We start from the raw sequence: 24,083 nt of genomic DNA on the forward strand, positions 1-24,083 counted from the left end.
CGCTGATGGCGTCGCTCACAAAATCGGTAGCCGAAGAACTGGCGATACCGGTTGATCCGCGCATTGCCGTATTCGCCGCCGATATCGCTGCGCGCTATCCAGACGGCGCGGCGCAGGCTGTTATCTTTTATGGCTCCTGCTTGCGCTCAGAAAAGCTCGAAGGCGAGATGCTCGATTTCTACTTGATCGTCTCCGACTATCGCGCTGCTTATGGCGACAGCTGGATGGTGCGCGCCAATGAGATGATCCCGCCCAATGTCTTCCCGGCACAGCATGACGGGCTTGCGGCGAAATATGCGGTGCTGAGCGAACATGATTTTCACCGGCTGAACCGGGTTGAGGCTGATACTGTCTCGGTGTGGGCGCGCTTTTCACAACCGACGCGGCTGATCTGGTCGCGCGATGAAGCGGCAGCAGATCGCGCCGCTGAAGCGATTGCCGGTGCGGCGCCGACACTGCTCACCGGCGCCTTGGCGCATATGGAAGGCGATGAATGCGATGCGCTGGAACTATGGGAGCGCGGCTATGCGCTAACCTATGGCGCGGAATTGCGGGCCGAACGTAGCAACCGCTCGCAATCGGTGGTGGATTTCGACCCGGACCGCTATCGGCGCTTTACCCGCGCGGCATTGGCGGATGCGCGAATACAGGCCGAGTTAGATGGCGATAGCGTCCGCCTGCTTCCGGGCCAAGAGGCGACCATCGCCGCGGAACAAAAGCGTTGGCCGGCCCTGCGGCGGCGCGGAAAATGGATGACCCTTGCCCGCCTCGCCAAGGCGAGCGCCACTTATGCCGGCGGCATTGATTATCTCGCCTGGAAGATCAACCGCCACGCCGGAACCGAAATCGCGATCAAACCCTGGCAACGCAAATGGCCGATATTGGGGGCGCTGGTGCTGCTGCCACGGTTAATCGCGGGCGGGGCGATCAAATAGGGGTAATCAGCGCGGTCAAACGCGCTTGGCTTACCGGTCCTGATAATCAGCTTTGCGCTTGGCGAAAAAGGCTTGGGCAGCCTCACGGCTGTCGTCGGTCATTGAAAGCATGACCTGCTGGCGGTCTTCAATGGCCAAAGCTGCTTCAAAGCTTTGCGCATCGATATTGCGGTTCAGCGCATCCTTGGAGAGGCGCAGGCCCATTGGCGCGGTATCGAGCATTTCATCAGCCAGAGCCAGCCCGGTGCCGAGCAGTTTAGCTTCCTCAACCACTTCGCTTATCAGGCCATGTTTTTCGGCACGATCCGCATGGATGAAGCGCCCAGTCAGGATCAGTTCCGCCGCGATCGACGCACCGACCATGCGTGGCAGGAAATAGCTCGACCCCATGTCACAGCCGCCCAGGCCGATCTTGATATAGGCGGCATTCATCTTGAGATCCGGCGCGCCATAGCGCACATCGCTGGCGAGCAGCAGTGAGAAACCGCCGCCACAGGCTGCGCCCTGAGCGAGTGCGATAATCGGCTGTGGACAGGCGCGCATCAGCTGCATGACGGTCGCGATGGCGCGCTGGGTGCGCCAGTCATGCTGGACTGCCCCGCGCGAGCCATCATTTTGCCAGCTGCCCATGTCCAGTCCGGCGCAAAAGGCGCGGCCCTCCGCGCGAAGCAGCACGACCCGGATGTCGGTGCGCTGCTGTATATCACGAAAATAATCCTGCAATGCGAAGATCATTTCCTCGTTCATTGCGTTGAGCTTGTCAGGCCGATTGAGCGAAAGAATTTCAACCGCACCGCGTTGTTCAATGGCGAGGGGCGGTGCGTCAACCATGCTCAAATAACTCCAACCTCTTTACCGGCTTTCTCGAACATTCCCAGAATCTGCGTCACCTGCTCGCTGGTATGTTCCGCACAGAGCGAGCAGCGTAGCAGTGTCATGCCCAGCGGCGTCGCTGGCGGGCGGGCGAGATTGACGTAGAGGCCGTTTTCCAGCAGCGCCTGCCATAGCCTTGCGCCTTCAAGCATATCCTCCACCATTACCGCGATAATGCCGCTTTGCGCTTCGGGGGTGCCGAGACGGTAGCCCATGTCACGCAGGCCCTGGTGCAGCCGCTTGGAGTTTTCCCAGAGATGCGCACGCTTGTTGCCGGCATGCATCAGCTTGCGGATGCTGGTTGCGGCAGTGGCGACGACGCTTGGGGGCAGGCTGGCGGTAAAGATATAAGGGCGGCAAACGAGGCGCATAATCTCAAACTTTGGATGGTTTGAGACACAGAAACCACCAACGGTGCCAACGCTTTTGGAGAAGGTGCCGAGAATGAAATCGACATCATCGATAACGCCCGCCGCTTCGGCGACGCCACGGCCATTTTCGCCGATAAAGCCCATGCTATGCGCTTCATCGATCAGCGTCATCGCGCCATATTGTTTGCACAGCGCGATCATTTCCTTGAGCGGCGCGACATCGCCCAACATCGAATACACGCCTTCCAGCACCACCAGCTTGCCCGCCTCTTCGGGCAGACGGCGCAGGCGTTTCTCCAATGCTTCGACATCATTATGGCGGAAGGCGACAATCTCGGCATTGCCCATAGAGCAGCCATCATAGATGCTGGCATGGCTGTCGATATCGATGATGACATAATCGCCCTTGCCCGCCAGCGCCGATATCATGCCGAGATTGGCCTGATAACCGGTGGAGAACACCATGGCATGGTCCATGGCGTAAAACTCCTTCAGCGCGTCCTCGCACTCCTTATGCGTCTGGTACGTGCCGTTGAGCACCCGGCTGCCGGTGGTGCCGGAACCGAAATCATCGAGCGCCTGTTTGCCCGCATGCAGCACATCATCGTCAAAGGTCATACCCATATAATTATAGGTGCCGAGCAAGATGGTCTCGCGCCCGTTGCAGATGGCAACGGTGGGTGATTTCACCTCTTCCATCACCACCGCATAGGGATCAGCCACACCGGTCGAGAGCAGCGCTTCCCGTTCCTGAATCAATGGATCAAATTTGGAGAGTAGGTCGGTCATATTGGTCTCAAAACTTCGTCATGCTGAATTCATTTCAGCATCTTGTTGCGGGAGATCCTGAAACAAGTTCAGGATGACGAGCTGTCTCAGCTATCCGCCAGCTTCATCACCGCATCGACCAGCTGGCCGACATTCTCAATCTCGGCTTGCATGTTCATGGTGATGATGATGTCAAACTCATCCTCAATCGCGGCGACAAAATCCATGACCGTCAGGCTGTCCCATTCCAGATCATGCTGGAAGGTTGTGGCTTCGGTCAGCTCTATGCCCTTTTTGTTGAAAGGGGTGATCTGTTCGGTCACTTTGTCCCATGTCGCGCTGCGATCGGTCATTGCGTGTATCTTTCTGTTTCTTGCACTTGGCTTCAGCCTGTAGCGCCATGCTATTGGCAAGACAAGGCAGCGGCAATGCGGCAGTGTGCGGCAGCATTGGGGCAATCGCCAAGCCTGTTTTGCCGAATGCCAGAGCATAGGAGGAGATTGACTTTTTGTCGCGCAATCGGCTCAATGACGGAGAGGGGAATTGTATGTCTGAAGACAAGCAGGAAGCGTCTGAGCAAAGCATCTATCTGCTGCGCACCACACAGCAGCATCATGTGCAGCTCAGCCTGATGGCGGACCACAAAGCCAATATGCTGATCGGAGCGGCTTTTGTTGTATTCTCCATATCAGTCAGCCAGGTTCGCAGCGGCACAGAGCTTAGCTGGCCGCTGCTGGTTCTGGGCGTCAGCGCGGCCATTAGTGCTTTACTGGCGGCCATGGCGGTTATTCCGACTTTCGAGGCCTCGCCAAAAGACGCGCATGAGCGGCCCAATCTTCTGTTTTTCGGGGCTTTTCATCGCATGGCCGAAGCGGACTATATTGATGCGCTCGAAAAGCAAATGGCCAGCGATGACGATGTCTATCGGGCGATGCTGCACGATATCTATCAAATGGGGCAGGTGCTGGCGAAAAAGAAATATCGCTATCTGCGCTGGTCCTACAGCATTTTCATGATCGGCATAGTGGCGACGCTCTTGCTCTTTGCAGTGGATTATCTGGCTCGCCTCTAACCACCTGCAGCCAGCTCTATTTGAGCCACCCGGCTTCGCGATACCAGCGCGCGGTCTGTTTCAGCCCTTCCGGCGTGGCGATTTGTGGTGTCCATAGCCCCTCTGGCGGTCGCCGTGCCGCGTCCACCGTCCAGTCCGGGTGGGAGAGATAGCGCGCACGATCGGGGGTCAGCTTGGCCTTGTCGCGGCGTAGCAGCCGGTCGCCACGCGCGGCGAGATTGAGCATAGCAGCGGGTGCCGCCACAGTGCGCGCTGATCGCCCGACGGCATCGGCGATGGCATGGGCGAAACCCTTATGGCTCCAGCCATTTTCCACGCCATCATCGGCTTCCCAGATGGCCTGTGTCGGTCCAGTCACGGGAACCGCCAAGAGCAGCCGCGCCATATCATCAGCATGGATGATCGACACCCGGCCCTTGGGCGGCAACAGCATAAGGCCGCGCTTTGCCATACGGAACATGTCGAGCATCTCGGTATCGCCCGGGCCATAAATGCCCGGCGGGCGGATCACTGACCATGGCAGATCGGATTCGATCACCTGTTGCTCGGCCTCCGCCTTGGACCAGCCATAGATGGACAGCTCCGGCTCGCGCGCGGCGAGTGATGAGACATGGATAAAATGCGTGGTTCCCGCTTTTTGTGCTGCGGCCAGCATATTGGCGGTGCCGGTGATATTCCCCGCGACAAATCCGGCGCGATCCGGGGCGTTCACCACCCCGGCAATATGAAGCACGCAATCGGCACCCTGAACCAGCGCGTCGAGTGCATCCGGGTGGTCGAGAGCACCAGCGACCCATGTGACACCCGGCTGGTCCTCCTGCGGCCGCCGCGTCAGTGCGCGCACCGCAAAGCCTTGCTCCAGCGCCGCCATCAGGGTGCGCTTGCCGAGAAAGCCGGTGGCGCCTGTCATGGCGAGTGTCATGCCCTGTTTGCTCTTGGCGCTCATAACAGCACCATATGGTCGCGATGGACGACGGCGCGGCGCGGTGTGGTGCCTAATATCGCCTGATGCTCCTCGCTGCGGCGACCCATTACCTTGCGCGCAACATCCGCATCATATTCGCTCAAGCCCTGGGCGATTGCGGTGCCGTTAGTGCCGCAAAGCCGTATCAGATCACCACGGAGAAACTCGCCTTCTATGGCCGTTATCCCGGCGGCAAGCAGGCTAGCCCCGTTTAGCAGGGCGCGCACCGCACCATCATCAACGGTGATTGTGCCACGGGCGCTTTGGCGCGAAGCGAGCCAGCTTTTGCGGGCCTTTGGGCTCATACTGGGCGCGAAGATGGTGCCGCTATCGCCCTTGGTGAAATGCTGCAGCGGATGGTCATGCCGACCCGAGATGATAGCGGTCGCAATTCCGGCTTCGGTGGCCAGCTTCGCCGCCGCCAGCTTGGAAGCCATGCCGCCGGTTCCCATCAGCGAGCCCTCGCCATCATCGGCCAGACCCGTGGTGCTTGAATCGATCGTCTCAACCGTGGCGATGCGCTTTGCCGCTGAATCCTTTGCCGGGTTGGCGGTGTAGAGGCCATCGACATCGCTCATCAGCAACAGCCCGCCCGCGCGCACGGCCTGCGCCACACTGGCCGCCAGCCGGTCATTATCGCCAAAGCGGATTTCCTCGGTGGCGACGCTGTCATTTTCGTTGATCACCGGTACCGCTTGGGTTTCCATCAGCCGCTCCAGCGTCGCGGTGGCATTGAGATAGCGGCGGCGGTCTTCCATATCATCGAGCGTCAGCAATATCTGCGCCGCGATAAAGCCGTGATCCGACAGCGCTTCCTGCCAGAAACGCGACAGCGCGATCTGCCCAACCGCTGCTGCGGCCTGCGCATCGGCGAGCGTCGCACGCCCGCCCTGCGCCAGCCCAAGACGGCGCGCGCCCAGCGCAATCGCGCCAGAACAGACAATGATGAGCTTTTGCCCGGCCTTAATGCGCTCGGCGATATCGGCGCACAGGCTCTGCATCCAACTTTCGCGCAACGCGCCGCTGTCATCGACCAGCAGCGATGAGCCGATTTTGATGACCAGACGCGGGCAATGTTCGGGCGCGAAACGCGCGGCGGTCAGATCGGCGACCATGGCTTTTCGTCGCTCTCGCCGCCCTCTGCATCGTCTGTCAAAGGCACACCTTCAGGCTGCTCGGTCGCGGTTATTTCAGGCAGATAATCGAGCAACGTATCGAGCAGCGTTTCCACGCCTTTGCCGGAAGCGGCGGAGACCGGAATGACCTTTTTGACGCCTTCCTCGGCAAGCAGACCGGCGATAAAATCGGTAAGATCAGCATCGAGCGCATCGGCCTTGTTGAGCGCGACGATCTGCGGCTTGTCGGCCAGTCCAGCGCCATATTGCTCCAGCTCCTGCTGCACCGTGCGATAGGCGAGCGCCGGATCATCGCCATCGCCGTCAATCAGATGCAGCAGCACGCGGCATCGCTCAATATGGCCAAGAAAGCGATCGCCAATCCCGGCACCTTCTGCCGCGCCTTCGATCAGCCCCGGAATATCGGCGAGCACAAATTCGCGATGGCGGTGCTGCACCACGCCCAACTGCGGCCGCAAGGTGGTGAAGGCATAGTTGCCGACCTTGGCCTTGGTATTGGTCACCTGATTGATAAAGGTCGACTTCCCGGCATTGGGCATACCCACCAGCCCGACATCGGCAAGCAGCTTCAGCCGCAGCCAGACCCACATTTCCTCGCCCGGCTCGCCCGGCTGGTGCTGGCGCGGGGCGCGGTTGGTGGCGCTTTTATAGCTCAGATTGCCGCGCCCGCCCTCGCCGCCATGCAGCATGGTAAGGCTTTGCCCGGCATGGGTAAGATCGGCGAGCACCGTCTCCTTATCCTCGGACAATATCTGTGTGCCGACGGGAACTGCGATCACCAGATCATCCGCGCCCGCGCCGGTGCGTTGTTTCCCCATACCGCCTGCGCCGCGTGCAGCCTTGAAATGCTGCTTATAGCGAAAGTCAATGAGCGTATTGAGGCCGGACACCGCCTCAAAGACAATATCCCCGCCCTTGCCACCATTGCCGCCATCGGGGCCGCCATATTCAATATATTTTTCGCGCCGAAAGCTGACCGCACCGGGGCCACCCGCGCCCGATTTCAGATAGATTTTGGCCTGATCAAGAAAATGCATGGAAAGCGCTTTATGCGAGAGATGGGCATAAAGCCAGACTTTGTCGCGCGATGCTATAGCAACCGCAGCGCCGCCTCTGCTGTACTCTTTGGTCCACCGTTAAACCCTATCTTTGCTTTTGGCGCATGGGCATGGACGACGTTGATCAGCGCCTCGAATAGCAGAAACTCATCCGGATCAAGGCGAACACCTGCACCGATGATAATGCAATCAAATGTCTTGCTGTCCAGCAATGCCGCCACTTCGGCAGCTGCCCTTGCGCGATCAGCGAGATAGCAAATCTCGGCATCAAAGCCATTGTCCAGCAGCGACTGTACCTCGGCATTCAGCATGGCCGTCAGCGACTCTTCGCTCATATCCGGCCAGCGGCTATAATCCACCACGGCAGGATCAAGACCGACAAGCAGAACGGAACCTTTGGACATTGGTTTTGGCCTTTCTCATTGCTTGGCGCGCTTCTGTATCGCTCCACATCGCCAGAATCTTTTCGCGTCAGTGTAACCGATGGAGACACTTGTGCGAAACCCATTGTGAACGCGGTTTGCCGCTTCTCGCTCTCAACTCCTCCCTCACCCTCAAGAGGAGCGGCAAAACAAAGAAACCCGGTGACATCCCCCTTGAGTCACCGGGTTTTTTGTCACCTGGTTTTTTGTCACCGGGTTTTTGTCGTCAGGCTCTGCTGCCGACTGGCTTTAGCCTTGCGGTCCTTGCTGCCCGCCGGTTGTGTCTGCGCCGGTCGTATTGGTTGGAGCAGCGGTTGTGGGAGCGGCCGTTGTCGGTGCGGTTGGTCCAAAGGGATTGGACTGCATGGGCTGGCCCAGCGTGCCATTCATGCCGTCCGCCGCCTGCATGCGCTGCGCGCCCTGGCCATAGGTAGCATTCCATGCGGCAAGATCGCGTTCATATTGCTCATAGGCAGTAAAGAAGCGGTTGAAGATGCTCTCCAGTTCGGGCAGCGCCGTTGCGGCGAAGCCGACCAACTCAGCCGAGGGAACGGTACTCGCCTGTTGACCCAGACGATAGGCATTGTTGCAAAACTCTTTTCGCACCGGCGGTAAGGCAAAGAAATTATAGACGCGGGTTGAATGCGTATCGCGCACGCGGCGGTAATTGCCGCCATGGTCACGACGATATTTGCTCTCAATTGCCCGGTTTGCCCGGGTAAGCTCGCGGCGATGGGTTTTGAGAAACTGGTTATACTCATCTGCCATGGACAGATATATACTGTCCTGGCAGTTGAGCGCAGCGACATTATAGGCGGCGCGGAAATGCCACAGCGTTTCCAATGGCCCGATGCCACGATTGGGTGTGAGCCTCAGGCCATCGGCACCAACAGGCGGAATAGCCATCGAAGCCGTGGCCCCCATGGGCGGCACCGGCTGCGGCGGCGGAACGAAGACCGGCGGCGGCTTGGGGGCAACGACGACAGGAGGGGGCGCTGTTGCGGTACATGCCGCCACTATTGCCGTAAGCACGGCAATCACGCCGAATTTCATCTGCCTCAGAGCCATTAGGGTCCTCACTATTTTGGTAGGTGTAGCGCCATTATGACGTAACATAGCTTAACCGCCTATTGCCGGGCGCAACCAAGCGCAAGCATTAGTGCGACGAGACGAGTCGGAAATGGCATGAAAAAGCCCGGCAGGCAAAATGCCGACCGGGCCTTTTACCGGGTTTGGAACCCTGGTGGGTTTCGCTCTTATTCCTGACTGCCCAAAAAGCTGAGCAGGAACTGGAACATATTGATAAAGTCGAGATACAGGCTCAATGCGCCGAGGATGACGGTTTTGCCCATCATGTCTGTGCCAGCAACATAAGCATACATGCTCTTAAGCTTCTGCGTGTCATAGGCGGTCAGGCCCGCAAAGATCAGCACACCCAAGCCGCTAATGACCAGGTTCATTGTATAATTCGCCTCTGGCGGGAGGAGAAATGTATTAAGCAGCATTGCAACCAGCAGGCCGATTACGCCCATGATCAAGAAGCTGCCCCAGCCGGACAGGTCTTTCTTGGTGGTGTAGCCCCATAGGCTGAGGCCAGCGAACGCCGCAGCCGTCGAGAAGAAGGTCAGAGCGATGGATTCCCCGGTATAGACAAGGAAAATCGTCGACATGCTGAGGCCCATGAGCGTTGCAAAGGCCCAGAACATGAACTGCAAGGCCGGCGTCGAGAAACGGTTCTGTCCGAAGCTCATCGCGAAAACGATGGCCAATGGTGACAGGATAATCACCCATTTCATGATGCCAGGGCCGCCAAAGACCTGCGCTGCCATGCTTTCTGCGCCGCCCCAGGAGAACAGCATCGCCACCAGACCGGTGAGCAAGATGCCGCTGGCCATATAATTGTAGATCGATAGCATATAGCTGCGCAGCCCGGCATCAAAGGCCTCGCTGCGGACATCACCAGCATAGGTTGGTCCCGGCTGCCGACTGCCGGTCATGCGCGGATCAAACTGATCGGCCATAAAATCTTACTCCTAAAAATCAGCATCATTGCCAAATTACCTGCAATATCGCTACTTTCTTACCAATTTTCAAGTAAAACCGCCCATCCATCATAGTTGATTTTCGATCCATTCCGTGCGCCTTTTCCTCGCCCTTCGTCCGCCTCAAAGCGTCATTGAACAGCTGCAAATGCTGCAATATGGCGTCGATCATGCGCATTGGCAGAGTGCGGAGCAGCTGCATCTCACCGCGCGTTATATCGGCAATACTGACCGGCATCAGGCTGAGGCTTTGGTGGACATGTTGGACCGCGAGTCTTTCCCGGCGATTGAGGCCCAATTGGCGGCGATGGGGTGCTTTACCCGCAAGAACCATATTGACCAGATCTGGGCCGGGGTGACGCCGAAAGAACCGTTTGTCGCACTGCATCAGCGCTGTGAGCGGATCGTCACAGGGCTTGGCTTTGCGCCCGAACACCGTAGCTATGTGCCACATATCACTTTGGCACGGCTGGGCAAAAAGGCACGCGGTGCAGCCGACTATGTCGCCCGTCATGCTGATCTTTCCAGCGCGCCCTTCATTTTCGATCAGCTGGTTCTGTATGAGAGCCATTTGGGCAAATCTGGCAGCCATTATGCGCCGCTTGCCAGCTGGCCGTTGTCGTGACGCAGGGATGCGACCAAACCGTTAGAATAGATTTCATTTACATTGAATCGTCATTGCGAGGAGCGAAGCGACGCGGCAATCCAGAGCAGGTGCGTGTTGCCCTGGATTGCTTCGCTGCGCTCGCAATGACGAATGACGTGTTTCAAGCTAAGTGAAGAGCAGCCTAGGGCTGAGCCTGTTGGGCCGAAGGCGACCGAAGGTCAGCCCAATCTCTCCGTTGGGCACGAATTGGAGAAACGCCGTTGGTGCTGCGCACCGTCTCCGACTCCGACGAGCTCAGGGCTGACGGTTAAAGCGTTATAGCAAAGTAATTCAACCGTGTTGAATATAGTCGCGCAGGGCTTCGGCCTCGCGTTCGATCTTGTCGATGCGATATTTGACCAGATCGCCGATTGAGACAAAACCGATCAGCGTATCGGCATCGACCACGGGCAGATGCCGAATGCGCCGCCGGGTCATCAGGGACAGGGCGGCCAAAACGCCGGTATCGGATGTGACGGTGACGGCGGGCGAGGTCATCGCCTCCTGCACCTCGCTGTCCAATATGCCGTCGCCCTGATCGGTGACGCGATAGACCAGATCGCGCTCGGAGAATATCCCGACAACCTTGCCATCGCGCAACACCGGAACCGCACCAATGCGGTTTTTCGACAGCATCGCCACCACTTCGCGCACAGTGTCGGTGCAGTTGCAGCCGACAACCTCATGTTCGGAATGCTGTTGCAATATGGTCGCGATGGTCATGGTCTATCCCCTACCTTGTTGTTCTGATCCTCTCACTGATCATAGAGGAGCATAGCATGCCGACTCGGCCGGTGTGTATGCCTATCTTACTGTATCCTATCGGTTATGACCTGAATTGCAGCGGGAGCGGACTCATCCAAGCGCGCTGGTAACCCTTGGCAGTCATGCCCATTGAGCCTATATGACGTGCACCGTGCCCCCACGTTCCGTCAGGAGCAAAAGCCTTGCCCAAACCATCCAACCTTGATGACCCCGAAATCGCGGCCCATGCTTGGGGCCGCTATTGGCGGCTGATGCGGCTTATGGGTCTGGTGACGGTAGCGTGTATCCTACTCGCTTTTGGCCTGCTATATTGGGAGCATGGCTTTGTTTCGATCCATCTCTATATCGCAAGCGCGCTGGGCATTGGTGCGACGCTGATGATCACCGGGGCGCTGATGGGGCTGGTGTTTCTCTCCAGCGGCACCGGGCATGACGAGGCGATTGATGATCGCGTCGATGCTGGCTGGGATGAGAGACCTTAGGGCTGTATTATTCCGGCAACACAGCACCTATTCCTGCAGCGTGCGAGCGTAACTTTTGTAACCTTCGTCAAGCTGGCCTGACACTATCCATCATCCGGCCCATAGACTCTGTACCGTAGCTCGACCTCATCATTGGCAGGCACCGTAGTACGCCAGACGGTTTTGCCGTCACGCTCAAAGGTGCGGCGTTTGAATTTGCGATAGGTGAAATCTGTCTCGTTCTGGAATTCGGCTTCAATGGTCACCGGCTCGGCATTGGCATTGCGGATGGTCAGTGTCTGCGCCTGCCAATTTTTGCCGGTCTTGGGACTAGTCTCGATCTCATGCGTGACATTATCCGCGCCACCCAGCGCCAGCTCAATCTCCTCGCCCACAGCCTTGTCGCTCATGCCGTCTTCGCCGACAAGCTGGCGTAAGCCAAGTGCCTGCTGGAAAAAGGCGAACTGGCCCGAAGGCATGGGTTCGCCCAAGCCTTCCTCGCGCTTGTTCTGCATGCGGAAGATGCGGTCCAGCCCACCGCCGCTGTAACGCGGGAAGATTTCCAGCATATAGACAATCTCCCCCGGCACCGCCTGTTTGCGCAGAAAGGCCACCTGTTTCTGGCTGTTTGCCGCGACCGTGGTGGGGAAGGGGATGCGGTAGAGTTTAAGGTCGCCAAGGTCTTCCTGTTCGGCACGACGCTGGGCGGTGACCATGACTGAATCTGCCGCCGCCATTTCCATCGCCATTGGCGCAGGCGGTGGTGGCGGTGGCGGTGGCGGCGAGACGGCACCGCCGCGATAGCGCAATGCATATGTGCGTTGCTGGTAGCGATAGCCCTGAAAAGCGCCGGTGGTTCCGGCGGGCCAGCATTGATAGCGCACCGGCGCCCGGCCTTCGGCAAATACTGTATTGGCATAATTCTGGTCGCGGAAAACCGTCCCGGCAATGGCATTGGTGTTGGCGTCGATAAAGCTGGTGGCGTCGCCCGAGGCCATGGTCATCCAGCCGAGCAGATCAATCGCCGACGCATCCTCGTTAAACTCGGCGACATAATTGGCCTGCCAATCGAAATTCTGCGCCAGATAGGTGAGGGTAAGGGTATATTCACCCCCCGGCTGATTACCAATGTTAACCGAAAGCGTTGGCTTGGCCGAAAGCTCTTCCGGGGCACGGTCAAACACCAGTGTCTGGTTAAGTCCGGTACAGGCCACCGCCTCAAATCCGGCAACGGTCTGGACAATCAGCCGGTCGCTGCCTGAGCGGATGGTGGCGCTTTCCTCACTGGTTTCCCCGGTAGCCGGATCGGTGCGGCGCAGGGTGACGCGCTGGCCGGTAAAATGGTCGAGCAGACCGCGCTGGGTCAGCAGCCGTGCATCCTGATTCTTTTCCTCAACCCCGATACCGGTGACGAGTGCGCTCGCCGGATCAATGCCGCTGGCGACGCCCTCAAAGCGGATGGTCGCCGCGCCAGCGGGCAGGGTGACGCGGCGCGTCTCGCTGATCAGCGCAAAGCCTTGGAGATATTTGAGATTGAGCTTGCCATAATCGCCGCGGCTATTGTCGCGATAGATCGAGACCTCAACCGCATCGGGGCCATCGGAAGTGACCACCGATTGCGCCGCTGCTAGAGCGGGAAACAGCAATATCATCGTCATTGCGAGCGTAGCGAAGCAATCCAGTGCGTATCGTGCGGCCCTGGATTGCCGCGTCGCCTGCAGCTCCTCGCAATGACGGCTGAAAGCCATCAGTCTCAATACCCGGTATCAAAAGTAACCGTCAGCACCGTCTCGCCATTGGCGGGCACCGGCACTTGCCAGACACGGGTATCGGCATTGCGCTGCGTGCCCGGGATGCTTTCGCTCGGAACCCGGGTATCGCTATAGTAAAAGCGGCGCAGGCCACGTTGCGCCAGATCGACGGTCACCGGGCGATTGCTGGCATTGGTGACGACATAGCGCATCTCGCTGCGGAAATATTGTTTCGGTCGCTCGACGGTCATCGTCTCGCTACTGCCATCTGAACGGCGGATGCGATAGCGGGCCGAGCTTTCCCATTCATCCGATGTGATGCGCGAGCGCTTGACCAGAATCGGCTGTACCTTGATGTCAAAGGCCTCGCCTGTGGTCAGCGCCAGCTCCGATCCGCCCGGTGTATGGCCGATACCACTTTCGCCGATAAACTGCGCATTGCCGCGGGCATCACGCTCATAAATGCGGATGGTTCCGGCGGGCAGGGCATCGCCCAAGCCGCCCTCATCGCTGGTGGAAAATTTGATGACGGAATTGACGCTGCGCGCCTCATCGCTGCTGTTCAGCCAGCCATTGGTAAACTGATAACCGCGCTGCGACGGTGCGCCCGACACATCGAGGAAGCTCACCTGTTTCTGCTGCGCATTGGCGATGGTGGTGCGCTTTTCCAGCGGATAGATATAGAAGTCGCCCAGCCGCTCGCGGTCGGCGCTTTCGGTGCCGGGGCGATTGCCGCGCGTCGATGATCGTCCGCGCCTGCGATTGACCTGGCCGACACTGCCCGCCACCAGCAATGTGCGCGCATTCTCGAAGGTCGTACCGGTATTGTTGGTCAGCGTGATCCAGCCCTGCACATCAATGCTATTGGTGCCCTCATCAAACAGCGCGACATAATCCGCGCCCCAGCCCAACCCTTGCGAGAGATAGCTCAGCGCCAGTGGGCGGGTGCCGCCGCGTGCGGAATCAAGGGTGATGGAAAGCGTCGGCTTGGCGCGTAAATTGGGCGGGATACGGTCAAAGATAACCCGCACCGGCAAGCCGTCATCGCGCAGCACCTCGATACGGCTGCCAATCTGCATCACCACGCCGCCATTGACTGCCAATATCTTTGCGCGCTCGCGGGTTTCCGCGCCGGTGGCCGGGTTGGTGCGCAGCAGTGTGACCGTCTGCCCCACTGCCTTGGCCATTAGGGCGCCGGGGGAGAGCAGATCATAGTCGAAATTCTGTTCGACGATATCAAAGCCATCGCCGTTCAGAGTCACTGTCTCGGGTCGGATCTGCGCCGAGACATCGGGGAAGGGGATTCGGGTGGTGCCGGCGGGCACATTGACCCGCCGCTCATCGCGAATCAGCGCTTGATTATTGTTGTAAATGGTAACCGCAACATCGCCCTGTGCGCTCTTGTCCGTTGGCGCGGTCTGGGCGGAAAGGGCGGTAAAGACGACGATCGCCGCCGCAGATTTTGCAAAGGAATTGAAGCGCATGAATATCTCCCCTTGTTCGGACCATGCCGTAATGCGGGAAAGATGAACAGCGGATTATGCGGGGTATTGCCGTTAAACTTCTATCGACATAGACCGTTAGCCCTGAGCTTGTCGAAGGGCGTTTCTCGTTACGAGAGGCGGGCTTCGGCAGGCTCAGCCCTAACGGTACTGTTCTGCTTACTCGGCCGCTACCGCTTCGGTTGCGGCGTCATCGGCGTCGGGTTTGCGGCGACGTGGCGCGCGCTTTTTGGGGGCGGGCTTGTCTTCCTCATCGCTGGCGATAGCGGGCGGCAGAGCATCCATGCTCAGACCATTATCCTCGCCCTCACTGGCAACGGCCTCGGCAGGCGCAGCCCTGGGCTTGCGACCACGCGGGGCGCGGCGGCGGGGCTTGTCTTCCTCGCCCTCGGCTTCGGGCTGTGCATCGTCGGCGTTTTGCGCCTCGACGGCCTCGTCATCACCCTGACCATTAGCTTCGCGACGTTCCTGCCGTTCTTCCTCGCGCTTGGCGCGGGCCTCTTCCTGGCGTGCCTTATTGTCGGCCAGCACCCGGAAATAATGGTCGGCAAATTGCAGATAATATTCGTAATTGACGCGATCACCGGCCATTTGCGCGTCATGCGCCTGCTTTTTGTATTTTTCCATCAGCTGGTTGGCGTTGCCGCGTGCCCGGCTGTCGATACGATTGCCGCTATCGACGCCACCGCGATTGCCGCTGTTATTGCGGTTGTTGTTGCGGCCGCGACGGCGGTTCTGTCCCCGGTTATTCTGATTCAATTGTTCGCCTATCCTAAAATATCTGTTGTCGGGCGATATCCCGCCGCGTCGAATGTTTATGGTCCATCGTCTCTAACGCATAGTAACCAACAAATTCTTGCCAGCGCATAGTCCGGACAAGCCGGGGCCAGCAGATATGCCAGGCTAACACTCATGCAGATGCGTCAATGGGTCCAGAAAACATCCTTCATGGTCGGGACCAGCTAAAACAGGGACCATCTGGTCTACGCTGTCTCGCTAATCAAATGCCTAACGGGCGAATCTGGCCTTGCCAAGCAAAAAGTGCATTATTGATCTTTGCTATTGGCCGCATGTGTAAATGACAAAGCGCGCGGTTTCCCGGCAAGATCGTGATAAAGCTGTGATCGCAAAGTGTTTTCTTGCGCAATATTCTGGACAGACTCAGCCTGCGTTGCGCCAATCTCAAAAATCGCTGCGCCATCGGGATCAAGCAATTGCGGCATATAGGGCAGTAAATGGCGATAGTCATCCAGCCCTTCCGGCCCGGCAAACAGCGCCTGATGCGGTTCATAATCGCGCACTTGCGGCGCAAGGGTAGCATTGCTTTCGACATAGGGTGGGTTGCACAGGATCAGGTCGAACTGGCCAAGGTCTGCCCAGTCCATGTCATGCCAGCTTTGGCAGACAAATTGACAGCGATCCGATAGCTGCAGATGATCGGCGTTATTGTGCGCAACGGCCAGCGCTTTGGCGGACTGATCCATAGCCAGGCCATGCGCCTCGCGCCATTCGCTGAGCGCCGCGAGTAACAGCGCGCCTGATCCCGTGCCAAGATCAAGGATGCGCCGCGGGGATATGTTCGCGAAATAGTCCCTAGCGGCTTCGATCAGCGTTTCGCTATCGCCGCGCGGGATAAGCACATCGGGCGTTACCATCAGCGGCAGGCTCCAGAATTCAGCCTTGCCGGCAATATAGGCCACAGGTTCATGCGCCAGGCGCCTTAGCAGCATCGGCCCGAAAACCGCCGGAGCCGGATCGCGCATTTTGTTGAGCAGCATCGCGCCGCGCTCCATATCCAGCGCATGTGCCATCAGCAGCTCGGAATCAAGTCGAGGGGTTTCGCTCACCGCCTCGAGCTGTTCGGCGGCGTGACGCAGGGTTTCGGCGATATTGGTCATTCGCCTACGAAGCCCATAATCTAAAACCAAGCCGTTAGGGCTGAGCTTGTCGAAGCCCGTTTCTCAATATGGCACGAACTCGATAAGCGCCCTTCGACAGGCTCAGGGCTACCGGTGGTGTTGGCAATGTTATGATGTTCAATCATTTGCCAGATTCGCCAGACGCTCGGCCTGATCCTCGGCGATCAGCGCATCGGTGAGCTCATTGAGCCCCGCGCCCTCCAATATCTCGGTCAGCCGGTGCAGTGTCAGGTTGATGCGATGGTCGGTAACGCGCCCTTGCGGGAAGTTATAGGTGCGGATGCGCTCGGAACGATCGCCGGACCCGACCATGGACTTGCGCGCACCTGCCTCGGCCTCGGCAATGCGCGCACGTTCCTGCTCATAGAGCCGAGCACGCAGGATTTTCATCGCTTTTGCCTTGTTCTTATGCTGCGATTTTTCATCCTGCTGTGTCACCACCAGCCCGCTGGGCAGATGGGTAATGCGCACCGCGCTGTCGGTGGTGTTGACATGCTGACCGCCTGCACCCGAGGCGCGATAGACATCGATTTTGAGGTCATTATCGTTAATCGCGACATCGACATCTTCCGGCTCGGGCAGCACCGCCACTGTTGCCGCCGATGTATGGATACGTCCGCCACTCTCGGTAACCGGCACGCGCTGGACGCGGTGCACGCCGCTTTCAAATTTCAGCTTGGCAAACACCCCGGTGCCGGTGACATTGGCGACGACTTCCTTGAACCCGCCCTGATCGGCAGCATTGGCGCTGATCATCTCGACGCGCCAGCCCTGTTCCGAGGCGAAGCGCTCATACATGCGATAGAGATCACCGGCGAATAAAGCCGCCTCATCGCCGCCGGTGCCAGCGCGGATTTCGAGCATGGCCGGGCGGTCATCGGCGCTGTCCTTGGGGAGCAATTTGATGGCCAATTGATGCTCGGCATCGGGCAATGTGCCTTTGAGCTCGCCCAGTTCCTCTTCGGCCATGGCCTTGATTTCCGCGTCCTGATCCGGCTCGGCGACAAGCCCATCCAGCACTTCCATCTCGGCACGCAACCGGCGTACCTCTGCCGCTGCCTTGGCCACCGGTTCGACCTCGGCATATTCCTTCGAGACCGCGACGAATGCATCGCCCTCGAGCGTCCCAGAGGCCATTTTCGCCTCCAGCTCAGCAAAGCGCGCCTCAATCTGGGCGATACGTTCAGCGGATATATGCGGGGTGGTCATACGTTTATCCCCTCTCCTTTAGGGGAGGGGCAGTGAGACTTACCGAGCGTAGCGAGGTCTAGTCGCAGCGGGGTGGGGGCTATCGGCTTGTGCTGTGGTTGCAACTCCACCACCCCAACCCCTCCTCTGAAGAGGAGGGGCTTTAATCCTGACTCACGCGGAGACGCGGAGACGCGGAGGGTCTTATCTCCGCGTCTCCGCGTCTCCGCGTGAACACAGAAAGCCCAGTCCCCGCCTTCGCGGGGACGACAAGTAGTGACTGTAGAGCGAGACGCCATCATTTTACGCGCCGACCACTTCGTCCAAAATGGCCTGAACCTGTGCATCTTCATCACTGCTGACCGCATTTACTCCAGCGAAATTCTCACCATCACGAATATCGAGCGACACGATAAAGCGCGGCGTTGCTTTTACAGCGCGGTCATAGCGCTTGCGCGGACTGCCGCTTGCGAACAGCTCTGTGGCATAGCCTGCCCGTCGATAGTGCGTGGTGAGCGCCATAGCTTCCACTTCACGATCACGATTTTCGGCAACGACAGCGATATCAAGGACTAGTGCTTTGGCGTTTTCCACTAGCATTGCCAGCCGCTCAATCCCTGCAGCCCAGCCAACCGCCGGGGTATGCGGTCCGCCGAGATTTTCGATCAGGCCATCATAGCGTCCACCGCCGAGCACTGTCCCCTGCGCACCGAGGCGATCGGTCACAAATTCAAACGCGGTGTGACGATAATAGTCTAGGCCGCGCACCAATCGGCTGTTGCGGGTCCAGGAAACGCCTGCGGCATCCAGTCCCGCCGTCACGGCTTCAAAAAACTGTCCGGCTTCATCGGTGAGAAACGCATCAATATCGGGCGCACTATCGGCAATCGGGCGATCGCACGGGTCTTTACTGTCGAGGATGCGCAACGGATTGCGTTCCAGGCGGTCTTGGGAATCCTCGGAAAGATCACTCCTATGCGCCGTGAAATGCGCCACCAGCGCATCGCGCCAGGCATCGCGGCTGGCGCTATCGCCCAGCGTATTGAGTTGTAGCGTCACGCCTTCGCTGATGCTCAACTCCTCTAGCAGTTGATCCGCCATGACGAGAAGCTCAACATCTGCCTGTGGCTCTGCAGCGCCGATAATTTCTGCGTCAATCTGGTGAAACTGTCGATAGCGCCCCTTTTGTGGCCGTTCGTACCTGAAGAGCGGGCCATGCGTAGCGAGTTTCAGCGGCGCAAATTGGCGCCAGCCATTGGTGAGATAGGCACGCGCAATCCCGGCGGTAAATTCCGGGCGCAAGGTGATGGAATCGCCGCCACGGTCTTCAAAACTGTACATTTCCTTGGAAACGACATCGGTGGATTCGCCGAGCGAGCGGGCAAAAACACTGGTCGCCTCAATCACCGGCAATTCGGCGCGGCGGAAATTATACAGGCGGCGCACCCGTTCAAACGTCTCGACAACATGGCCGAAACGCTCCTGATCCTCGCCAAAAATATCCTGTGTGCCCCGCACTGCGCCGGGGATATTATGCTTTGCCATTATCTTCCATGTCCAAATTTGTGCGCGCTCTAGCGTGTTTTTTGCAAAATCCAAAGCGGCGCTTTATGGCCTATGCCCGGCGCAGTCGTGCCGCTATGATCAAAAGTCCTGTTTTATGCGTTTTGCCCGCCTTATTGTTCCCGCCTTGATCGCCAGCTATTGCCTTATTGCGCAGCCTTTGACGGCACAGCAGGGCAATAGCAAGCCGTCAGAAGAGGTGTATCCGGATCGTATCCCGGAGGCGCAAGATAAGCCTTTTCCCGGCAGCATGACGCTCAAAGTCGACGCGCGTGATGTGGAGCGCGGCATATTCAACGTCGAGCAGACCATTTCGGTGCCCCAACCCGGCACGTTTACTTTGCTCTATCCCGAATGGTTGCCTGGCAAACATGCGCCGCGTGGTGAGATTGAAAAGCTGGCAGGCCTGATGTTTTTTGCCGGTGATCAGAAACTGCGCTGGGAGCGTGATCCGGCATATGTCTATGCCTTCCATGTAACAGTGCCCGAAGGCGTGGATAAGATAACCGCGCGATTTCAGTTCACATCCGCCACAAAGCCGTCCCAGGGCCGTGTTGTCGTCACACCCAAGATGATGAACCTGCAATGGAATTCCATGTCGCTCTATCCGGCGGGCTATTATGTCCGCAACATCCCGGTGACCGCGACCGTCGCATGGCCTGATGGTTGGCGGGCCGGGACCGCGTTGCGGCGTGAAAGCAAACGAGATGACACGATAACCTATGGCACGGTCGATTATGAAACACTGGTCGACAGTCCGGTCTTTGCCGGGGCGTATTTCAAACGCTGGAAATTGTCTGACCGGGTGTGGCTGAATGTGGTTGCCGACGCGCCCGAATATCTCAAGGCCAGTAAGGAGTATATTGACGCGCATCGTCGGCTTGTTGCCGAAGCGGTACATCTTTTCGGTTCGCAGCAATATGATGAGTATGATTTCCTGCTGGCGCTAACCGATGAGATGGGCAGTATCGGCCTTGAGCATCACCGCTCGAGCGAAAATGGCGTTGACCGCGAATACTTTACCGAATGGGACAAGGGCGTCGGGCGGCGCGGGCTGTTGCCGCATGAAATGACGCATAGCTGGAATGGCAAATATCGGCGGCCATCGGGGATTTGGACCCCCGATTATCGCACCCCCAAACGCGACAATCTGCTCTGGGTCTATGAGGGGCAGACCCAGTTTTGGGGCTATGTGCTGTCGGCTCGGTCAGGTCTCTATTCCAAGCAGGATGTATTGAGCGCGCTTGCCTCAATCGCCGCGACCTTTGATCTGCGTAAAGGACGCGAATGGCGTCCGCTGATTGATACAACGCACGACCCGGTTGTCGCGGCACGTAAGCCCAAGCCCTGGACCAGCTGGCAGCGGACTGAGGCCTATTATAATGAGGGGATGCTGATCTGGCTCGAAGCCGACGGCATTATCCGGCGCGAAAGCGGCGGTACGAAGTCGCTGCAGGATTTTGCCCGGGCATTTTTTGGCGGGCGTGATGGCGATTGGGGTGTGGTCACTTATGATTATGGCGATATCATCAACACGCTTAACCAAATCCAGCCTTATGATTGGGATGGCTTCTTCCAACCACGTCTTTATTCCACCACGAGCGAAGCCCCGAAAAACGGCCTGGCACTAGGCGGCTATAGACTGGCCTATACTCCAGAGCAGACACCCTATTTGCGCGATCGCGAGCGCCGTGGCAAAAATGCCGATCACAGCTATAGCCTGGGCATGACGGTGCGCAGCAATGGCAATATCAGTTCGGTGATATGGGATTCGCCTGCATTCTACGCCGGCTTGACCAATGCCCATAAGATAATCGCCGTGCATGAAGAGGATTTCTCGCTTGATACACTCAAGGCTGCGATCAATGCCGCAAGAGACGGCGATGCGCCGCCGATCACGCTCCTGGTGAAAAAGGGCGAGCGATACAAAACGGTAACCATGGACTATCGTGGAGGCCTGCGCTATCCGCGCCTCGAGAAGATCACGGAAGAGCCGGGTGGTCTTGATCTGTTGCTCGCACCGCAGGTGACTGCGCAGGAGCAGGGCGCAGATTAAGTCACGCTGTCTCGTTCACCAAATGAAAGGCCATCCATGCGGATAAGTGAAATTCCAGTGGGCAAAAATCCGCCCAATAATCTGAATGTTATCATTGAAGTGCCGTCAGGCGGCGAGCCTGTCAAATATGAGTTTGACAAGGCGTCTGGTGCGATCTTCGTTGACCGCATCCTGCATACGCCGATGCGCTATCCGGCCAATTACGGCTTTGTGCCGCATACATTGTCGCCCGATGGCGATCCGCTTGACGCGTTGGTGGTGGCGCGTTCACCCTTTATGCCGGGCTCGGTGGTCCGTGTGCGTCCGATTGCGGTGCTCAATCTGGAAGATGAACATGGCGGTGATGAAAAGCTGGTCTGCGTTCCCGACACCGCGACATTCCCCTATTATACTGATGTGCGCGAGCGCGAGGATTTGCCGGATATCGTGTTCCAGCAGATCGAGCATTTCTTCACCCACTATAAGGACTTGGAAGCCGAAAAGTGGGTCCGGATCGGCAAATGGGGCGATGCAGAAGAGGCGCGTCAGATCGTGGTTGAAGCGATGGACCGCGCCAAGGAGAAGGGCGCAGCATGATGCGTGTAGCGGTGTTCGCAGCCATGGTGGCGCTGCTTGCGGGCTGCGCAACACCCGAAAGCCGGGTACGCTCGGCATTGATGAATGTTGGCCTTTCCCGGCCCATGGCGACCTGTATGGCGGATCGGATGGCGGATCGTCTTTCGCTGGCTCAGCTTAATCGGCTTGGCGATCTGGGCGAGTTTGAGGGGCGCGATCCGGGTGATATCAGTATCAACCAGTTTGTTGACATGACCCGGGCTCTGCGCGACCCGGAGATCATTGGCGTCACTACTAGCTCCGGGGCGATCTGCGCCATACGGTCCTGAGGTTCAGGCCAAGGCGGCTTTGCTACTCAGGCGTTGGCCAAAGCTTTAGCATTTGGTTCGTACACATCGTTTCTATCAGAATGGCGAATGCAGTTTCTTCCGGCCATTTTGGCGCGATAGAGCGCGTTGTCGGCCGCGCGATAGTGCCGATCAAAGTCCAGAGAATCGACACGAATGTCAATTTCGGTGACGCCGATGCTGACCGATAAGGGGCCTATCTGCTGTGCGTTATCGCCGAATACCATGGCGGCGATGTCCTGCTTGATTCTTCGCGCGAACTGATCAATGCCCTGACTGTCGCCACAGCGCGCCAATATGGCAAATTCCTCACCGCCAAACCGGGCCAATACATCGCCTCTGCGACAGCATTGCTGCATCAGCGCTGCCATCTGTGTAAGCACTATATCACCAACCTTATGGCCATGGCGATCGTTGACGCGCTTAAAATGGTCGATATCGACCAGGATTAGTGCGGTCACCTGGGCCGGGGCGCGCGGGTCTTGTTCCAGCGCACGGAAATGCTCCATAAAGCCGCGGCGGTTCATGACTTTGGTCAGCGGATCGGTGCGGGCCAATCGGGCCTCGGCTGCGCGCTGGCGCAAGGCATCATCATGGCGTTGGCGCAATTGCCAGACTTTCAGCCCGACAATGAAGCTGCTGACCAACACCTCCAACAGCACCGCTATCGGGAATGTGTTGCTATCCTGTAGTGGCGCCCGCCCCATGCCATTCAGGCCGTTGATAAACCATTGAATAGCCAGCGATAAAAAGCCCGACAGTCCGATCATCTGAAGCGTGGCCAAGCGGTCGCCGCGCAGTGTCGCATGGACCAGGCTGAACAACACCGCCAGGACCATGACAGCATAGCCGCCCATAAACAGATTGCCACCAGCCTCTGCTCCGGGGGTAAGGAAGATGGTGGCGAGGATGGCTGAACCGAGACCAATGATCCCCGAGGCCAGCAGTGCGGATGATGCAATCTCGCCCAGCTTCTGTGGCGCACATAGTGCGCGCACCAGCATGCAGATGGAGAATCCCATAAGGGCAAGGAAAAGGTTCACCGCTTGGGAGCTATCAATCGCCATGGCTCCCGGAACCAGATCGTAGAGCAGGCCAGTCGAGAATAGGTGCGTGCCCAGTATCGCCGCCAGCATAAGGCTATGGAACAGGATGAAGCGCTGCCGCAGAGTTGCAAAAAAGACGACATTTAAAAGCAGCGGCGCCGTCAGCAGTCCGGCAAACAGCGCGTTGAGTATTTGATCGCGTTGCAATGTGGCATCGGCAAGCGACTCGGAAGCCATAGCCCAGGCGGGGCTGAACGCCATTGGGCAGAGGCAAAACAGCACGAGAATCTTTAACGTAAAAACAGGCCTTTGCGGTCTTTTCCCGGTGTTGATAGTTATCCGCTGTCCGGCCATAGTCCCCAATCCAAGCCTGTGCCTGAAACTATATTCATAATGGACATAAACTAACGCCACAATGGATATAGCGCGCTGCGCTGCCGGATATTGCAGGCTTTTACAGAAGAGACGTTCTGTTACGCTCAGAAACGGCATATTGTTTGGCGTAAGCATGGATTTACGCGCTGTGAGGTGTTCGGCTGCTTTAGTTTTGATGCGACCGAATCATCTTCGCAAGTCTGGTCCAGGTGATACCACTTGGGCATGCTCACGATACGCGTTTTGAGCGCTTTCTCGAAAATTGCCC

General features: G+C 58.1%; 24 protein-coding genes. 7 read left to right on the forward strand and 17 right to left on the reverse strand.

The window, feature by feature from the left end:
• Nucleotides 1-2 precede the first annotated feature (2 nt).
• On the forward strand, nucleotides 3-935 hold the full coding sequence (locus RB602_RS03070; RefSeq protein WP_406568403.1) for a hypothetical protein: 933 nt from the start codon (nucleotides 3-5) through the stop codon (nucleotides 933-935).
• A 30-nt stretch (nucleotides 936-965) separates the two neighbouring features.
• Here the strand turns inward: RB602_RS03070 and RB602_RS03075 are convergent, their stop codons facing one another.
• From RB602_RS03075 to RB602_RS03085, 3 genes are all read right to left on the reverse strand, one after another.
• Entirely contained in the window at nucleotides 966-1,766 is an 801-nt protein-coding gene (locus tag RB602_RS03075; RefSeq protein ID WP_317082841.1) for an enoyl-CoA hydratase/isomerase family protein, read from the reverse strand.
• Nucleotides 1,767-1,768: 2 nt separating this feature from the next.
• A complete protein-coding gene (gene spt, locus RB602_RS03080) occupies nucleotides 1,769-2,968 on the reverse strand; it encodes a serine palmitoyltransferase (protein WP_317082842.1) in 1,200 nt (399 codons plus the stop codon).
• Between the two features lie 86 nt (nucleotides 2,969-3,054).
• Nucleotides 3,055-3,300, reverse strand: a complete 246-nt coding sequence (locus tag RB602_RS03085; RefSeq protein ID WP_317082844.1) for an acyl carrier protein — start codon at nucleotides 3,298-3,300, stop codon at nucleotides 3,055-3,057.
• A gap of 194 nt (nucleotides 3,301-3,494) precedes the next feature.
• Between RB602_RS03085 and RB602_RS03090 the strand changes: the two genes are divergently transcribed.
• Nucleotides 3,495-4,019, forward strand: coding sequence for a Pycsar system effector family protein (locus RB602_RS03090; protein WP_317082846.1), 525 nt, complete (start codon nucleotides 3,495-3,497; stop codon nucleotides 4,017-4,019).
• A gap of 16 nt (nucleotides 4,020-4,035) precedes the next feature.
• On the opposite strand, the gene RB602_RS03095 is transcribed toward RB602_RS03090, so the two are convergent.
• The 6 genes from RB602_RS03095 to RB602_RS03120 all read right to left on the reverse strand — a co-directional run bounded on the left by RB602_RS03095 (nucleotide 4,036) and on the right by RB602_RS03120 (nucleotide 9,620).
• A complete protein-coding gene (locus RB602_RS03095) occupies nucleotides 4,036-4,965 on the reverse strand; it encodes an NAD-dependent epimerase/dehydratase family protein (RefSeq protein ID WP_317082848.1) in 930 nt (309 codons plus the stop codon).
• The gene (proB, locus tag RB602_RS03100) at nucleotides 4,962-6,098 is read right to left on the reverse strand and encodes a glutamate 5-kinase (protein ID WP_317082850.1); all 1,137 of its coding nucleotides are present in this window, start codon (nucleotides 6,096-6,098) and stop codon (nucleotides 4,962-4,964) included. The genes RB602_RS03095 and proB overlap by 4 nt, the downstream gene beginning before the upstream one ends.
• The gene (gene obgE, locus RB602_RS03105) at nucleotides 6,083-7,156 is read right to left on the reverse strand and encodes a GTPase ObgE (RefSeq protein WP_317082852.1); all 1,074 of its coding nucleotides are present in this window, start codon (nucleotides 7,154-7,156) and stop codon (nucleotides 6,083-6,085) included. The genes proB and obgE overlap by 16 nt, the downstream gene beginning before the upstream one ends.
• 53 nt (nucleotides 7,157-7,209) lie before the next feature.
• The gene (locus RB602_RS03110) at nucleotides 7,210-7,581 is read right to left on the reverse strand and encodes a hypothetical protein (protein WP_317082853.1); all 372 of its coding nucleotides are present in this window, start codon (nucleotides 7,579-7,581) and stop codon (nucleotides 7,210-7,212) included.
• A 267-nt stretch (nucleotides 7,582-7,848) separates the two neighbouring features.
• Entirely contained in the window at nucleotides 7,849-8,667 is an 819-nt protein-coding gene (locus RB602_RS03115; RefSeq protein WP_317082856.1) for a hypothetical protein, read from the reverse strand.
• A 188-nt stretch (nucleotides 8,668-8,855) separates the two neighbouring features.
• Nucleotides 8,856-9,620 (reverse strand): Bax inhibitor-1/YccA family protein, encoded by a 765-nt coding sequence (locus tag RB602_RS03120; protein WP_317082858.1) that lies wholly within the window; start codon nucleotides 9,618-9,620, stop codon nucleotides 8,856-8,858.
• 169 nt (nucleotides 9,621-9,789) lie between these two features.
• Here RB602_RS03120 and thpR point away from each other — a divergent pair, with 169 nt between their 5' ends.
• Nucleotides 9,790-10,266: an RNA 2',3'-cyclic phosphodiesterase gene (gene thpR, locus RB602_RS03125; protein ID WP_317082860.1), complete on the forward strand. Its 477-nt coding sequence runs from the start codon at nucleotides 9,790-9,792 to the stop codon at nucleotides 10,264-10,266.
• Between the two features lie 312 nt (nucleotides 10,267-10,578).
• Here the strand turns inward: thpR and RB602_RS03130 are convergent, their stop codons facing one another.
• Entirely contained in the window at nucleotides 10,579-11,010 is a 432-nt protein-coding gene (locus RB602_RS03130; protein ID WP_317082862.1) for a CBS domain-containing protein, read from the reverse strand.
• Between the two features lie 224 nt (nucleotides 11,011-11,234).
• Here RB602_RS03130 and RB602_RS03135 point away from each other — a divergent pair, with 224 nt between their 5' ends.
• Nucleotides 11,235-11,534, forward strand: a complete 300-nt coding sequence (locus tag RB602_RS03135; protein ID WP_317082864.1) for a hypothetical protein — start codon at nucleotides 11,235-11,237, stop codon at nucleotides 11,532-11,534.
• An 83-nt stretch (nucleotides 11,535-11,617) separates the two neighbouring features.
• On the opposite strand, the gene RB602_RS03140 is transcribed toward RB602_RS03135, so the two are convergent.
• The 6 genes from RB602_RS03140 to hisS form a co-directional block, all read right to left on the reverse strand.
• Nucleotides 11,618-13,261, reverse strand: a complete 1,644-nt coding sequence (locus tag RB602_RS03140; protein ID WP_317082866.1) for a DUF4139 domain-containing protein — start codon at nucleotides 13,259-13,261, stop codon at nucleotides 11,618-11,620.
• Between the two features lie 5 nt (nucleotides 13,262-13,266).
• Complete coding sequence (locus RB602_RS03145; protein WP_317082868.1) at nucleotides 13,267-14,748, reverse strand: DUF4139 domain-containing protein; 1,482 nt, start codon at nucleotides 14,746-14,748, stop codon at nucleotides 13,267-13,269.
• A 177-nt stretch (nucleotides 14,749-14,925) separates the two neighbouring features.
• The gene (locus RB602_RS03150) at nucleotides 14,926-15,525 is read right to left on the reverse strand and encodes a DUF4167 domain-containing protein (RefSeq protein ID WP_317082870.1); all 600 of its coding nucleotides are present in this window, start codon (nucleotides 15,523-15,525) and stop codon (nucleotides 14,926-14,928) included.
• A 287-nt stretch (nucleotides 15,526-15,812) separates the two neighbouring features.
• Nucleotides 15,813-16,664: a peptide chain release factor N(5)-glutamine methyltransferase gene (gene prmC / locus RB602_RS03155; RefSeq protein ID WP_317082872.1), complete on the reverse strand. Its 852-nt coding sequence runs from the start codon at nucleotides 16,662-16,664 to the stop codon at nucleotides 15,813-15,815.
• 138 nt (nucleotides 16,665-16,802) lie between these two features.
• Nucleotides 16,803-17,894, reverse strand: a complete 1,092-nt coding sequence (gene prfA, locus RB602_RS03160; RefSeq protein ID WP_317082874.1) for a peptide chain release factor 1 — start codon at nucleotides 17,892-17,894, stop codon at nucleotides 16,803-16,805.
• Between the two features lie 282 nt (nucleotides 17,895-18,176).
• Nucleotides 18,177-19,418 (reverse strand): histidine--tRNA ligase, encoded by a 1,242-nt coding sequence (gene hisS / locus RB602_RS03165; protein WP_317082876.1) that lies wholly within the window; start codon nucleotides 19,416-19,418, stop codon nucleotides 18,177-18,179.
• A gap of 115 nt (nucleotides 19,419-19,533) precedes the next feature.
• On the opposite strand from hisS, the gene RB602_RS03170 reads away from it, so the two are divergent.
• From RB602_RS03170 to RB602_RS03180, 3 genes are read left to right on the forward strand one after another with little or no spacing between them, the layout of a single operon-like run.
• Nucleotides 19,534-21,492: a M61 family metallopeptidase gene (locus RB602_RS03170; RefSeq protein WP_317082878.1), complete on the forward strand. Its 1,959-nt coding sequence runs from the start codon at nucleotides 19,534-19,536 to the stop codon at nucleotides 21,490-21,492.
• Nucleotides 21,493-21,528: 36 nt separating this feature from the next.
• Complete coding sequence (gene ppa, locus RB602_RS03175) at nucleotides 21,529-22,068, forward strand: inorganic diphosphatase (protein WP_317082880.1); 540 nt, start codon at nucleotides 21,529-21,531, stop codon at nucleotides 22,066-22,068.
• Entirely contained in the window at nucleotides 22,065-22,376 is a 312-nt protein-coding gene (locus RB602_RS03180) for a hypothetical protein (RefSeq protein ID WP_317082882.1), read from the forward strand. The genes ppa and RB602_RS03180 overlap by 4 nt, the downstream gene beginning before the upstream one ends.
• Before the next feature lie 26 nt (nucleotides 22,377-22,402).
• Here RB602_RS03180 and RB602_RS03185 read toward each other — a convergent pair whose 3' ends face one another.
• Nucleotides 22,403-23,701, reverse strand: coding sequence for a GGDEF domain-containing protein (locus tag RB602_RS03185; protein WP_317082884.1), 1,299 nt, complete (start codon nucleotides 23,699-23,701; stop codon nucleotides 22,403-22,405).
• Nucleotides 23,702-24,083: the final 382 nt, after the last annotated feature.

This window comes from Parasphingorhabdus sp. SCSIO 66989 (genome assembly GCF_032852305.1).
GTDB lineage: Bacteria > Pseudomonadota > Alphaproteobacteria > Sphingomonadales > Sphingomonadaceae > Alterisphingorhabdus > Alterisphingorhabdus coralli.

Excerpts from the sequence above, each read along its gene's own strand:
- RB602_RS03075 (WP_317082841.1), bottom strand. The coding sequence starts at position 1,766 with ATGGTTGACGCACCGCCCCTCGCCATTGAACAACGCGGTGCGGTTGAA.
- spt (WP_317082842.1), bottom strand. The coding sequence starts at position 2,968 with ATGACCGACCTACTCTCCAAATTTGATCCATTGATTCAGGAACGGGAA.
- RB602_RS03085 (WP_317082844.1), bottom strand. The coding sequence starts at position 3,300 with ATGACCGATCGCAGCGCGACATGGGACAAAGTGACCGAACAGATCACC.
- RB602_RS03090 (WP_317082846.1), top strand. The coding sequence starts at position 3,495 with ATGTCTGAAGACAAGCAGGAAGCGTCTGAGCAAAGCATCTATCTGCTG.
- RB602_RS03095 (WP_317082848.1), bottom strand. The coding sequence starts at position 4,965 with ATGAGCGCCAAGAGCAAACAGGGCATGACACTCGCCATGACAGGCGCC.
- proB (WP_317082850.1), bottom strand. The coding sequence starts at position 6,098 with ATGGTCGCCGATCTGACCGCCGCGCGTTTCGCGCCCGAACATTGCCCG.
- obgE (WP_317082852.1), bottom strand. The coding sequence starts at position 7,156 with ATGCATTTTCTTGATCAGGCCAAAATCTATCTGAAATCGGGCGCGGGT.
- RB602_RS03110 (WP_317082853.1), bottom strand. The coding sequence starts at position 7,581 with ATGTCCAAAGGTTCCGTTCTGCTTGTCGGTCTTGATCCTGCCGTGGTG.
- RB602_RS03115 (WP_317082856.1), bottom strand. The coding sequence starts at position 8,667 with ATGGCTCTGAGGCAGATGAAATTCGGCGTGATTGCCGTGCTTACGGCA.
- RB602_RS03120 (WP_317082858.1), bottom strand. The coding sequence starts at position 9,620 with ATGGCCGATCAGTTTGATCCGCGCATGACCGGCAGTCGGCAGCCGGGA.
- thpR (WP_317082860.1), top strand. The coding sequence starts at position 9,790 with ATGCTGCAATATGGCGTCGATCATGCGCATTGGCAGAGTGCGGAGCAG.
- RB602_RS03130 (WP_317082862.1), bottom strand. The coding sequence starts at position 11,010 with ATGACCATCGCGACCATATTGCAACAGCATTCCGAACATGAGGTTGTC.
- RB602_RS03140 (WP_317082866.1), bottom strand. The coding sequence starts at position 13,261 with ATGGCTTTCAGCCGTCATTGCGAGGAGCTGCAGGCGACGCGGCAATCC.
- RB602_RS03145 (WP_317082868.1), bottom strand. The coding sequence starts at position 14,748 with ATGCGCTTCAATTCCTTTGCAAAATCTGCGGCGGCGATCGTCGTCTTT.
- prmC (WP_317082872.1), bottom strand. The coding sequence starts at position 16,664 with ATGACCAATATCGCCGAAACCCTGCGTCACGCCGCCGAACAGCTCGAG.
- prfA (WP_317082874.1), bottom strand. The coding sequence starts at position 17,894 with ATGACCACCCCGCATATATCCGCTGAACGTATCGCCCAGATTGAGGCG.
- hisS (WP_317082876.1), bottom strand. The coding sequence starts at position 19,418 with ATGGCAAAGCATAATATCCCCGGCGCAGTGCGGGGCACACAGGATATT.
- RB602_RS03170 (WP_317082878.1), top strand. The coding sequence starts at position 19,534 with ATGCGTTTTGCCCGCCTTATTGTTCCCGCCTTGATCGCCAGCTATTGC.
- ppa (WP_317082880.1), top strand. The coding sequence starts at position 21,529 with ATGCGGATAAGTGAAATTCCAGTGGGCAAAAATCCGCCCAATAATCTG.
- RB602_RS03180 (WP_317082882.1), top strand. The coding sequence starts at position 22,065 with ATGATGCGTGTAGCGGTGTTCGCAGCCATGGTGGCGCTGCTTGCGGGC.
- RB602_RS03185 (WP_317082884.1), bottom strand. The coding sequence starts at position 23,701 with ATGGCGTTCAGCCCCGCCTGGGCTATGGCTTCCGAGTCGCTTGCCGAT.